Origin of the sequence: Microbacterium sp. ZW T2_14 (assembly GCF_044987405.1) — a bacterium.
Taxonomy (GTDB): domain Bacteria; phylum Actinomycetota; class Actinomycetes; order Actinomycetales; family Microbacteriaceae; genus Microbacterium.
This window is the reverse complement of sequence record NZ_JBJDRK010000001.1, coordinates 1-11842: the sequence shown is the minus strand read 5'-3', so window position 1 is coordinate 11842 and position 11842 is coordinate 1. Positions and strand designations below refer to the sequence as shown.

The window sequence follows — 11842 nt, the reverse complement described above, 5'->3', positions numbered from 1 at the left end:
GATCACGAGATGGTCACGCAACGCGCTGTGCGCTTGAGCGACGTCGCTGCGGTGGCGGGCGTGTCGAAGGCGACGGCGTCCAAGGCGCTCAACGACAGTCCTGTCGTGTCCGCGGCGACGAAGGCCCGCGTGAGAGAGGCGGCCGAGCGGCTCGACTTCCGGCCGAACGCGCTCGCCCTCTCGTTCGCGTCCGGCCGCAGCCGCACGGTGGGCCTCCTGACGCATCGGGCGACGGCGACCTTCTCGCGCGCCGTCGTCATGGGCGCGATCCTCGAGCTCGGTCGCCGGGAGCGCGCCGCGCTCGTCTTCGACGGCCGTATCAACGCGCACCACGAGATGACCGAGAGCATCCGCACCCTCCGCGACCGGCGCATCGACGGGCTCCTCGTCGTCGGCGCGGGTTTCGGGCGGGTCACGCCGTCCATCACGCATCAGTTCGAGGTTCCCGTGACCTACGCGTTCGCGGCATCCGACAACCCGGACGACTCCGTGTTCGCGCCCGACAACGAGCAGGCCGGGTACCTGGCCGCACAGCACCTGCTCTCTCTCGGGCGCACGCGCATCGCCCAAGTCACGGCGGACGCCGACGACCTCGCCGTCCGCCGTCGTGAGACCGGCTTCCGCCGTGCGCTCACCGAAGCGGGCCTGCCGCTGCTTCCGACCCTCTACGGCAGTTGGCGCCGGGAGTGGGGCGAGCAGGCCGTCGGTGCCCTGCGGGAGGCGGGCACGGACTTCGACGCCGTCTTCTGCGGCAACGACCACATCGGCTTCGGGGTGCTCGACGCGCTGGAGGCCGCCGGACTGGATGTGCCCGGCGACGTCGCCGTGGTCGGCGTCGACAACTGGGAGGAGGTCATCCTCGATCAGAATCTGCGGCGCCTGACGACGATCGATCTCGACCTGACCGGGGTCGGCCGGGTGGCAGCCGACAACGTCATCGAGCCGGCATCGACGGGTGGCGAACGCTTCGTCGAGCCCCGGCTCGTCCTGGGGCCATCGACCTAGGAGGGCAAAGCGGGATGTCGCTGACCAGGCCTGCGGATCAGCACTGGCGCTCTCCGACCGCCGGGTTCCGTCGCTGGGAGAAGTCGGCGCAGCTGGGCCGCGGCGACGAGGTCTGGCGTTGGGCGAGCCGCGAGGTGCTGCAGTGGGGGATCAAGACCCGCAGCGGGTTCACGGTGACGCCGGACGAGAGGGTCACCGAGGGAGACCGGCCGATCATCATGGCGCACCCGTTCGGCCTGGCCGTCCGGGAGCCCGTCGAGGTCGTCGAGGTGGTCGAGAGGAGCGACCGCGTCGGCTTCGCCTACCGGACGCTGCCCGGCCACCCCGTGAGCGGCGAGGAGGCGTTCATCGTCCACCGTGACGGCGATGCGGTGATCCTGACCATCCGCTCCCTCACCCGCGCCGGCAGGGAGTGGGGATGGCGGGCCGCCTACCCCGTGCTGCTGGTGGCGCAGCAAGTGGCGCGCCGGCGTTACTTCCGGGCGCTGCGCGTGCGCGCACCGGGCTGATCGATCGCGCTAGGCGGTGGCGCGCCCGCCGGTCAGGCGCCCGAGCAGCGCGATCAGCTGCGACAGATCCTCCGTCGACCAGTCCCGGGTGCGGGCGTGGAGCTCGTCGCCCCTGTCGGCGAGCGCATCCCCGACACGGACCGTTCCCGCCTTCGTAAGGCCGACGATCACCCCGCGCCTGTCGTCCGGGTCGGGGGAGGCCGCGACGAGATCCAGGCGCCGCATCCGGCCGATCAGGGTGCTGGTCGAGCTGCGGTCCATGCCGATCGCTTCGGCGATGACGCTGGGCTTGGCGGGGCCGAACGCATAGAGCCAGCGGGCGATGTGGAAGGCGGCCGGCTGAAGACCCTCGTGGAACCGCGCGGCGCTGCGTTCGGTGAGGGCGCGCGTCGCGCTGAGCAGCGCGTTCACCTGGTCTCCGAGCGCGAGTTCGAGGCGTTCCCTCTCGTCGGAAGGCGTGTGGGAACTCGTTTGCATATTCAAACTATAGCTCCTACAGTGATGGACATCGGCAAACTATCTTTGACTCTCGCCGATCACAAGACAGGAAGAACCGCCCTCATGTCCCAGTTCCAGACCGTCGTCCTCACCGGCGCAACGAGCGGCCTGGGCCGTCTCGCCGCGATCGCCCTCGCACGGCGAGGCTTCCGGCTGGCCCTGACCGCGCGCGACGAGCAGAAGGCGGCCGAGACGCGAAGCGAGATCGAGGCCGCTGCGCCGGGTGCGCTGGTCGGCATCCACCTTGGCGATCTGTCGCGCATGGACGACGTCAGGCGTGTCGGCGTCGAGATCCGAGAGAGCTACGAGCGGATCGATGTGCTGATCAACAACGCCGGGCTGCACGCGTTCGAGCAGCGCGTCACCGTGGACGGCTTTCCGCAGATGGTGGCCGTCAACCACCTCGCGCCGTTCCTGCTCACGGAGGCCCTCCTTCCTGCCCTCCGCCGCGGAACCTCCGCGCGGATCGTCAACGTCGCCTCCGAGGCATCCCGTCGGCATGGCACTTTGGCCCTCCCCGGCGATCTCACCGACACCACCCCGTTCGCCGCGCGGGGATCATCGGTCGTCTACGGCAAGACGAAGCTGATGAACATCATGTTCACCATGGAGCTCGCCCGGCGGCTCGCCGGCACGGGCATCACCGCCAACGCGCTCGACCCGGGCTTCAACGTGACCGGCCTCGGGCGCGAGCTGCGCTTCGCCGCACCGCTGGAACGACTTCTGCGGGCTCTGCGCATCGGCGATCCGCGCCGTGGCTCGGGTCTGATCGTGGACCTCGCCACGGCCCCGGATTTCGGCCGGGAGACCGGCGCGTACGTCACCGCACGCGGCCGCAAAAGGATCACGCCGAGTGCGCCGGGCGACGACCCGGCGATGCAGCGCGAGTTGTGGGAGGCGACGACGGCGCTGCTGGAGCGTCCCGCCCGCGCGGAACCATCCGGCGCCGGCGCGGGTGCTGCGTAGGTTCAGGGACGCGGTCGACGCAGCAACGAGATCCGGACCGTCCGAAGGTCGTCGCCGTAGAACATGAAGTGCCGCTCGTCGCCGTTGAGGGTGCGACGACGAACCCACACGCCGTCGCGGAGCACCTCCTCCTGCAGCTCATCGATCTCGACGATCGCCTCCTGGCGCGCGAACGAGAGGGACGCCGACGTCGCCGTGACGAGGAATTCGTCTTCGCCCGTGCGCAGGACCAGCCCGTAGCCGACCTTGTCCTCGGCGTTGGAACCGGTGCCGGTGCCGAAGATCCCGCGGGTGTCGAAGGGGCCGTTGATCGTGACCTCGAACCCGCCGATGTCGACGCGCTGCTGCTCGCCGGTGCTGACCCGGAAGCCGTGGATGCGATCCTCGGCCTGCGCCCGCACGATCTCCCCTGAGAGCGCGTTGAGGACCTCGTACGCTCGAAACACTTCGTGCCCCGCGGGCAGATCCTCGATCCCGAAGGGGTTGAAGCCGATCGCCCGGTAGGCGCCGACGGCGATGAACGCGAGTGCAGCCTCCGGCTTCGCCTCGGGCACATAGATCGGGTTGCCGTCGATCGCATACTGGGCGAGCGTGCCGTCGAAGTCGTCGACATAGATGTCGGGTGAGAGGAAGGCGAGCGTGGGTGCGCCGATCTGCCAGACGTCGAGCATCCGTGCGACCGGGCCACCGCTCGGATACCGGCCGGGCTCGAGGGCGTTGGGCTGCGGCCCGAGCCATGCGTTCGCGAACACCGGCAGGCCATGCCGTGCGATGCCGGTCCGTGCCACGGCATCGACATAGCGGCTGAAGCCCCAGCTCATGAAGATCTCGCCGGCCTCGCCATCGGTGCCGAAGACCTCGGCCCAGGTTCCGGACCTGCGCGCGCCGTTGCGCTCCCAGACCGCCCGCACATGAGGGTGCAGGCGCTCGCCGCGGGCGGCCAGCCCGTCGAGCAGTTCGGCGGGCACCGCCGCACCCCACGCAGCCGCCGCATGCGGCGAGCGGTCACGGCTGTCGCCGAGCAGCCCGACCTCGTTCTCGACCTGCACCGCGATGACGGTGCCGTGGACGTCGACCTCGGCGATATGGGCCATGAGCTCTGCGAAGGCGCGGGCATCGGCATCCCGAAGCCGCTCGTCGAACACGCTGAGGACCGGCGCGTCGAGCGTGAAGCGGCCCGTGAGCAGGTTGGCAGCGTCGCGCTCGGCGCGGGTGAAGCGGTCGTCGTCGCGGCGCACCCAGCTCGGGGCGTACGTCGACTCGGCGTTCTTGTAGGCGCCGAACCAGATGAGGACGAGACGGATGCCGCGCTGCTGCGCCTGCGAGATCTGATCGTCGACGGCGGTGAAGTCGAAGCGGCCCTCGTCGGGTTCGACGAGCTGCCAGCTGGCGGTGCCGATGACGGTGCCCACACCGTTCGCGGCAAGGTGATCCCAGACAGGGTCCATGTATTCGGGACTCGAGGCGCTGGAGTTGTGAAGCTCGCCGCCGAGCGCGAGATACGGCTCGCCGTCGACGAACAGGTGAGTGGCGGCCCCGTTGCGCCGCAGCGTCGGCAGCGCCCGCCGGCCCGTCGGCTTCGTCGTCGTGTCGGTCACAGCAGCATCACTCCTCATCGGGGGATCGCAGCGGACCCCGTCGTCCCCTCGATGGTGACAGGCACGGCAATCGGTTGTCAAACCGTGCATTCACGCCATCGCCGCGTTCTCAGTCCAGCGCGTTCGGCCCGAGCAGCATGCGGATGTGCGCCTCGATGAGTGAACGGATATCGAACGGCGGCCCCTGCATCCACTGGAGCTGGAGCCCTTCCCAGGCGGCAAGCAGCAGATGTGCGGCCATGTCGGCGTCGACGCTCACGGGGACGCGGCCGAGGTCTTGGAGGCGACGGATGTCGGTCGACACCACGCCGATCGAGCGCGCCCAGCGCTCCTGGAAGAAGGCATTGGCCGGATGCTCCGGATCGGCCGCCGCGCCGGCCAGCTCGTTGTAGAGGCGGCCGTAGTTGGTGCGCTGAACGCCGATCTCGGCACGGCTGCCCATCTCGGCGATGGCGCCCTCTTCGTGCCCGCGTGCGTGGATGTTGTCGTCATCGTGCTGCCGCAGCGCAGCGATGAGCAGGCTCTCCTTGGTGGGGAAGTGGTAGTACACGGTCGGTTCGCTGGTGTGGGCGAACTCCGCGATCTCGGTGATCGCGACGTTGCGATGCCCCTTCTGCCGGACCAGCTCCAGCGCGGCCGCACTCAGAGAGCGCCGACGAACGTCGGATTTCGCGTAGGGCCCGCGCTTCGTCGACATCCTGGCTCGCTCTCCGTGCTTTTCAGGGGTGGCGCCTGCAATGCTATGCTCATCGCCAAATTAATAGCTGACTCAGGATTGAGTCAATGAAGGCGAGGATGCCCCGTGACCATCGACCGACGCCGGCTGGTGCGCAGGCACAACCCCGTGTACACATCCGCTCATCCGGTCGCGGTGATGACGGTCGGCAACGGAGACATCGCGATGTCGGTCGACGTCACCGGCCTGCAGACGTTCCCCGCCTTCCACGAGATCGTCCCCGACCCGAAACGGGTCGTGGCAGACGGCATCTCGGGGCTCCCCGAGCAGGTGCTGCGACCATTCGACAGCGATGATTTCCAGATCCCGTTGCGGACGCAGTCCAGCTGGTGCTGGTACCGCACGCGGACAACGCGCGACTTCCGCCTGGCGCAGGCTGAGACCGTCTACGAGACGAGCCGGGGGCCGGTTCCCTACCTCGACCGCATGGGCCTTCAGCGAGCCGGCGACCCCATCGCCGAAGAGTTCGAGGCAGGAGCGTGGTTCCACTACAACCCCCGGAGGGCTCACCTCGGGCGGCTCGCACTCGTGGATCCCGACGGACAGTCGTTGGGGCATCCGTCGCTCGTGTCCGATGTGCGGACGGAACTGGATCTGTGGTCGGCAGCTGTGCATGCCGAGTACACGCTCGAAGGCGAGCGCGTGGTGGTCACGACGCTCGCGGACCCCACGGCGCACGCCTTCGCCGTCCGCGTCGAGTCGGCGCTGCTCGCCCGGGGCTGGGGGGTCGCATGGGTCTTCGATGAGCAGCCGGACGACTTGGCGCCGTTCGAACTGCCGCTCGAGAGCGGGATGACCTGGACGGCCGACGGACCGCGGCGCGGCATCGCCGATCGTGTCGTCGAGTCGACCCGCTACGTCGTCCGCATCGAGGCGACGGGCTCGCTCGCAGAGGGCGCCGATCGTCTCGTCGCGACGGCGCGCGACCGCTCCCGGCTCGAGGTGGTCGTCGCGCTGGCTCCCGACAGGTCACGGCTGCCGGCGGCAGCCTCCTTCGAAGAGGTGTGCGAGCGCGCGGAACGCTGGTGGCGGCGCCACTGGTGCGAGGGCGGCGCCATCAGCTTCGAGGGCAGCTCGGATGAGCGAGCGCAGGAGCTCGAGCGCCGCATCGTCCTGTCGCAGTACCTGCTTGCGGTCAACTGCGCGGGATCGACGCCGCCCGCGGAATCGGGTCTCACCTACAACACCTGGACGGGCAAGTTCCACCTGGAGATGCACTGGTGGCACGCGGCGCAGTTCGCGCTCTGGGGGCGCGGTCATCTGCTCGAACGCAGCCTCGGCTGGTATCACGGTGCCCTCGAACGAGCCCGCGAGACCGCGGCGCACCAGGGTTACCGCGGTGCGCGCTGGCCGAAGCAGACGGATCCGTCAGCCCGTGAGTCGCCGAGCAACATCGGCGTCTTCATCGTCTGGCAGCAGCCGCACCTCATCTACCTCCTCGAACTGCTGCGAGCGGAAGGGCGCGATGACGAGTTCCTGCAGAGGCACTACCCGCTCATCGAGGCGACCGCCGACTTCATGGCCGACTTCGTGGAGGAGCGCGACGGCCGGTTCGTGCTGCCCGCCCCGCTCATCCCGGCACAGGAGAGCTACCTGGCCGACCGCGCACGCACCGAGAACCCCACTTTCGAGCTCGCGTACTGGTCGTGGGCGCTTCGCCGAGCCAATGAGTGGCGCGGGCGACTGGGGCTGCTGCCGCGGTCCGACTGGCACCGGATCGCCGAGGACATGCATCCCCCGCATGTGCTCGCCGACGGCACCTACGCCGCCATCGCGACGACCCCCTATCTGATCCGCACAGACCACCCGTCGACGCTCATGGCGGCGGGGTGGCTGCCCGACACCGACCTCATCGACCTGGCGATCATGCGCAGAACGCTCGACGGGGTATGGAACGACTGGGACCTGCAATCGAGCTGGGGCTGGGACTACGCCGTGATGGCGATGACCGCTGCGCGACTCGGTGATCTCTCCGGCGCGCTGGATGCGCTGCTGCACCCGTCGCCCAAGAACGTCTTCCTGAGCAACGGCCACAACCCGCAGATGCCGGGTTTTCTCACCATCTACCTTCCCGCGAACGGCGGCCTTCTGGCCGCCGCCGCCCATGTGGCGCAAGCGGTGCAGAGCGGGCAGCGGCTGCCGGATGGCTGGAGCATCGAGGCCGAGGGTCTGGAGATCTGGCGACGATTCGCCAATTCGATAGTGACCTATTGATTTTAGCTCGGAGCTGATGGACAATGAGCGTGTGGCAACCGATTGACAGCCCTGTCACCGACAACGGAGTGGTCGGGCCGCACCGCGTGATCGCAACGACACGCAACCGCACAGCGGAGACGCCCCATGGCCACCGACTCTGTCTCGGAGGACCAGGCTCGCGTTCTCCATGGCTTTCAAAGATGAGGACCGATCCCATGAACAGACTCAGGACCCGACGTCGCGGCGCACTTCTCGCCGGAACGCTGTCGATAGTGGCGGCGCTCGCGATCACCGGGTGCGCTCCTGCCGCACCGGCGGACGACCCCACAGCGGGAGAGGAGGACATCGAACTGACCTTCCTCAACCAGTCGCGTGGTCAGGAAGCGGCGCTCACGCAGCTGGCCGAGCAGTACACCGACGAGACCGGGGTCAAGGTCACCATCGACTCTCCCGGCCCTGCGGACTATCTGCCGAAGCTGCAGGCGCGGGCACAGTCAGGTGACATGCCCGACATCTACTCCTCGTTCGCCGCCACCGATATGGCCCCGTTCTACAAGGCGGGTTGGGCCATGGATCTGACAGATGAACTCGAGGCCGGCTGGAGCGACGACTTCAGCCCCGAGGTGATCGAGATGTCGACGTTCCAGGACGGCAACAACCTCGGCGTTCCTGCGGGCATCTACAGCGTGCACTGGGAGACGCAGACCTACGGCATGATGGTCAACCCTGCGCTGACCGACATGACCGCCGACGACGCGCCGGCGACGATGGAGGAGTTCATCGACGCCAACGAGGACGACGGCAGTTTCTCGATCGCGGCGTCACTGACGCCGATGCTCGTCCAGGCGCTCGCCTCGAACTGGCTGACGGACGAGGAGATCGAGGCGACCTTCAACGGTGAGGAGAGCTGGGAGAGCGAGGGGTGGCACAACGCCTTCCAATTCCTGGTGGACCTGAAGGAGGCCGGCGTCATCGCCAACGGCGCTCTTCCTGGTGGTCAGGACGACAACCCCAGCGTCGAGACGGCCTTCTTCACGCAGACGCTGGGATCGATCTTCGACGCGTCGCCGGGTGTGTCGGTCGGCTTCCGGACCAATCCCGAGTTCACGGACTACTTCTCGATCGGCATCCTCGGCGCCGACGACGCACCGCTCGAGCCTCGCTCGCCCGGAGTCCCCGGAAAGGGCGCCGTCATCAACCCCAAGGGGGAGCACCCCGAGGCAGCGCTGGACTTCGTCAAGTGGCTCACCGAACCCGCGCAGCAGCAGGTGTTCGCCGAGGTCGGCCTGATCCTCCCGACCAACCCCGAGCTGCTCGCCAGCGGTGATGTGCCCGAGCAGCTCGGCGGCTTCGCCGAGGGCGTCGCGTCGCTGCAGGTCATGTCCACGACTTTCACCACCGATGTCCGCAGCGCCATCGTCGCCGAGGCCCAGCGCCTCGTGCTCGGTGAGACGACGGTGGATGACGCACTGGCCACCATCCAGGCGGCTCAGGATCGATCGTCGTGACCTCACAGTTCACGCTGTCCGTGCGGCGTCCCCTCCGGACGCCGCACGGGCGGCGCGGCATCCGCCGCAACCTCCTCGGCTGGACGTTCCTGGCACCGGCCATCGCCCTGATCGGCGTGTTCACCATCACGCCGTTCGCACAGGCGATCCTGCTCAGCTTCCAGTCGTGGGACGGGGTCAGCCCCGATACGCCGTGGGTCGGACTGGCGAACTACGAGTTCGTCATGAGCGACCCGATCTTCTGGACGTCGATGCGGAACGTCCTGCTCTTCGGCGTCATCGGCTTCTTCGTGGGCAACGGGCTGGCGCTGTGCCTCGCGCTCGCCGTCAATTCGATCACCCGCGGCACGACCTTCTTCCGCACGGTGTTCTACCTACCGGGCGTGCTGTCCGTGGTCGTCGTCGGCCTCCTGTTCGGCTTCATCCTGGCGCCCGGCTCGGGCGTGCTGAACCGGCTGCTCGAACTCGTCGGTCTCGGTTCGTGGGCCCAGAACTGGCTGGGTGATCCGGCATTCGCCCTCATCTCCGTCGCCGCGGTGTTCGTCTGGTACCACTGGGGGTTCGCGTTCCTGCTGTTCCTCGCGGGGCTCCAGGACGTGCCGAAGGAGCTCTACGAGGCGGCGGAGCTGGACGGAGCGAACCGGTGGACGAAGCTCCGGTACGTGACCTGGCCGCAGCTGGCGCCGGTGACGTCGATCGTCAGTCTGCTCACACTGCTGGCGGCCCTGCAGATCTTCGGAACCGTGCAGGTGCTCACCAACGGCGGTCCGGGCTATCACACGATGGTGCCGACCCTCGCGATCTACAACGAAGCGTTCGTCAACTGGCGCTACGGCAGCGCCGCCGCGATGTCGGTCATCTTCGGCGGCGCGCTCGTGCTGCTGTCGCTGATCCAGCTCGCGATCACGGGACGGAGGTCCCGCGCATGACCCTCACCAACGACAAGCCCGACACGGGCGCGCCGACGGCAGCGCCGTCCCCCGGCGGCACGACCGCCTCCGAGAAGGCGATCCGTCGTCGTCGCCGCGTCCCCCTCCACACCATCGGCCTGTACGGACTGCTCGCGATCGCCGCGCTGACGGCCTTGTTCCCGCTTCTGTGGATGCTGTCAGGGTCCCTCCAGTCGCTCACCGAGCTGCTGACGAACCAGAGCTTCCTGCCGAGCGACCCGCAGTGGGGCAATTACGTCACCGCCTGGGTGCAGGGCGACCTCGGCACGTACCTGCGCAACAGCGTGATCTACACCGGGGCGGCCGTGCTCGGCATCCTCCTGGTGTCGAGCCTTGCCGGCTACGCGCTGGCGCGGCTCGAGTTCGCCGGAAAGGGCGTCTTCACCTTCGTCATCCTCGCGGTCATGATCATCCCGGCACCCGCGATGTTCCTCGCGCAGTACAAGCTGCTCATCTCGCTCGGCCTGACCAACAGCCCGGTCGGCTACGTGCTGATCCTGATCACCTCCGGCGTTCCGATGTCGACGCTGATCATGCGGAGCTTCTTCGTCAGCCAGCCGCGCGACCTCGAAGAGGCTGCCGCGCTGGACGGTGCGGGGCCGCTCCGCATCTTCTGGAGCGTCATCCTTCCTCTGGCCCGGCCGGGTCTCGCCGCTGTCGCGGTGATCCAGGGACTCGGTGCGTGGAACGAGTACCTCATGGCTCTCGTGCTGTTCGACGACAACGAGCTCATGCCGATCCAGCGCGGCCTGACCGCGTTCACGTCGGCTGAGACGCCCCAGCAGCAGGTGCTGCTCGCCGCCACCGCGATCTCGATCGTGCCGGTCGTCGTGTTCTACCTTCTGGCCCAACGACACATCGTCAAGGGCATCGGTGCGGGCGCCATCAAGTAAACGGCGCCGTACGAGCAGCTGACCGCGATGTAGGATGCAATCGGTTGCCAACGTGCCCGCGCCGACTCAGCCGTCGACGTCGCACCACTCACTCGACAGAAGGATCCAGATGGACATCGACAAGAAGGTCTTCGTCGTCACCGGCGCGGGAAACGGCATCGCCCGCGAGGTGACGCTGCGCCTCCTCGCCGGGGGTGCTTCGGTCGCCGGCGTCGACCTGAGCGAGAAGGGGCTGGAGGAGACCGCCGCCCTGGCGGCGGCCGGTCCGCGCTTCTCGGCGCACGTCGTGAACATCACCGACCGGGAGGCCGTCGAGGCGCTTCCTGCTGCCGTCCAGTCGGCGCACGGCGCCGTGGACGGCGTCGTCAATGTGGCCGGCGTCATCCAGAAGTTCGTCAAAGTCGTCGACCTGCCGTTCAGCGAGATCGAGAAGGTCATGAACGTCAACTTCTGGGGCGTCATGAACATGTGCAAGGCGTTCCTGCCGGTTCTCCTCTCGCGGCCCCAGGCGTCGCTCGTGAACATCGCCAGCATGGGCTCCTACGCCGCGGTGCCCGGTCAGGCCGTGTACGGCGCATCCAAGGCTGCGGTGAAGCTGCTCACCGAAGCCCTCTACGCCGAGCTGCTCGACTCCAACGTCGCCGTGACGGTCGTCTTCCCCGGAGCCATCGCGACGGGGATCGCCGCGAACTCGGGCGTCACGCTGGCGGCGGAAGGGGCATCCGCGCAGAACTCGGCCTACAAGACGTCGACGCCGCAGAAGGCGGCGCAGGTGATCGTCGACGCGATCCGCACGGGGAAGTTCCGGGCGACGATCGGCTCCGACGCCGCCGGCATGGACAAGCTCGCTCGACTGAACCCGAAACTGGCGACGACGGTCATCGCCAAGCAGATGGCGGGGCTGCTCGGATGACACGCGTCTGGAGCAATCCGCTCGATCTCTCGTATCGGTACCAGGACGTCCGCTTCTCCGGGTGGGTGGG

11 protein-coding genes are annotated in these 11842 nt (G+C 68.3%); 8 read left to right on the top strand and 3 right to left on the bottom strand.

Annotated elements, in window-relative coordinates; all coding sequences use genetic code 11:
* The first annotated feature begins 9 nt into the window (after positions 1 to 9).
* Together ACI3KY_RS00055 and ACI3KY_RS00050 are read left to right on the top strand one after the other, a co-directional pair.
* The gene (locus tag ACI3KY_RS00055) at positions 10 to 1005 is read left to right on the top strand and encodes a LacI family DNA-binding transcriptional regulator (protein ID WP_404928152.1); all 996 of its coding nucleotides are present in this window, start codon (positions 10 to 12) and stop codon (positions 1003 to 1005) included.
* A 14-nt stretch (positions 1006 to 1019) separates the two neighbouring features.
* Positions 1020 to 1514 carry a DUF1990 family protein gene (locus ACI3KY_RS00050; RefSeq protein WP_404928150.1) on the top strand — a complete coding sequence of 165 codons (495 nt, stop codon included), beginning with the start codon at positions 1020 to 1022 and terminating at the stop codon, positions 1512 to 1514.
* Positions 1515 to 1523: 9 nt separating this feature from the next.
* On the opposite strand, the gene ACI3KY_RS00045 is transcribed toward ACI3KY_RS00050, so the two are convergent.
* Positions 1524 to 1991: a MarR family winged helix-turn-helix transcriptional regulator gene (locus ACI3KY_RS00045; protein ID WP_404928148.1), complete on the bottom strand. Its 468-nt coding sequence runs from the start codon at positions 1989 to 1991 to the stop codon at positions 1524 to 1526.
* Positions 1992 to 2075: 84 nt separating this feature from the next.
* Here ACI3KY_RS00045 and ACI3KY_RS00040 point away from each other — a divergent pair, with 84 nt between their 5' ends.
* A complete protein-coding gene (locus ACI3KY_RS00040) occupies positions 2076 to 2978 on the top strand; it encodes an SDR family NAD(P)-dependent oxidoreductase (RefSeq protein ID WP_404928147.1) in 903 nt (300 codons plus the stop codon).
* 2 nt (positions 2979 to 2980) lie between these two features.
* Here ACI3KY_RS00040 and ACI3KY_RS00035 read toward each other — a convergent pair whose 3' ends face one another.
* Both ACI3KY_RS00035 and ACI3KY_RS00030 read right to left on the bottom strand, forming a co-directional pair.
* Positions 2981 to 4576: a DUF5597 domain-containing protein gene (locus ACI3KY_RS00035; protein WP_404928146.1), complete on the bottom strand. Its 1596-nt coding sequence runs from the start codon at positions 4574 to 4576 to the stop codon at positions 2981 to 2983.
* 109 nt (positions 4577 to 4685) lie between these two features.
* On the bottom strand, positions 4686 to 5273 hold the full coding sequence (locus tag ACI3KY_RS00030; RefSeq protein WP_404928145.1) for a TetR/AcrR family transcriptional regulator: 588 nt from the start codon (positions 5271 to 5273) through the stop codon (positions 4686 to 4688).
* Between the two features lie 105 nt (positions 5274 to 5378).
* Here ACI3KY_RS00030 and ACI3KY_RS00025 point away from each other — a divergent pair, with 105 nt between their 5' ends.
* The 5 genes from ACI3KY_RS00025 (at position 5379) to ACI3KY_RS00005 (ending at position 11772) form a co-directional block, all read left to right on the top strand.
* Positions 5379 to 7526 carry a hypothetical protein gene (locus tag ACI3KY_RS00025; protein WP_404928144.1) on the top strand — a complete coding sequence of 716 codons (2148 nt, stop codon included), beginning with the start codon at positions 5379 to 5381 and terminating at the stop codon, positions 7524 to 7526.
* A gap of 197 nt (positions 7527 to 7723) precedes the next feature.
* On the top strand, positions 7724 to 9016 hold the full coding sequence (locus ACI3KY_RS00020; protein ID WP_404928143.1) for an ABC transporter substrate-binding protein: 1293 nt from the start codon (positions 7724 to 7726) through the stop codon (positions 9014 to 9016).
* Positions 9013 to 9945, top strand: coding sequence for a carbohydrate ABC transporter permease (locus ACI3KY_RS00015; protein WP_404928142.1), 933 nt, complete (start codon positions 9013 to 9015; stop codon positions 9943 to 9945). The genes ACI3KY_RS00020 and ACI3KY_RS00015 overlap by 4 nt, the downstream gene beginning before the upstream one ends.
* Positions 9942 to 10859 (top strand): carbohydrate ABC transporter permease, encoded by a 918-nt coding sequence (locus ACI3KY_RS00010; protein WP_404928141.1) that lies wholly within the window; start codon positions 9942 to 9944, stop codon positions 10857 to 10859. The genes ACI3KY_RS00015 and ACI3KY_RS00010 overlap by 4 nt, the downstream gene beginning before the upstream one ends.
* 109 nt (positions 10860 to 10968) lie before the next feature.
* Complete coding sequence (locus ACI3KY_RS00005; RefSeq protein ID WP_404928139.1) at positions 10969 to 11772, top strand: SDR family NAD(P)-dependent oxidoreductase; 804 nt, start codon at positions 10969 to 10971, stop codon at positions 11770 to 11772.
* Positions 11773 to 11842 lie beyond the last annotated feature (70 nt).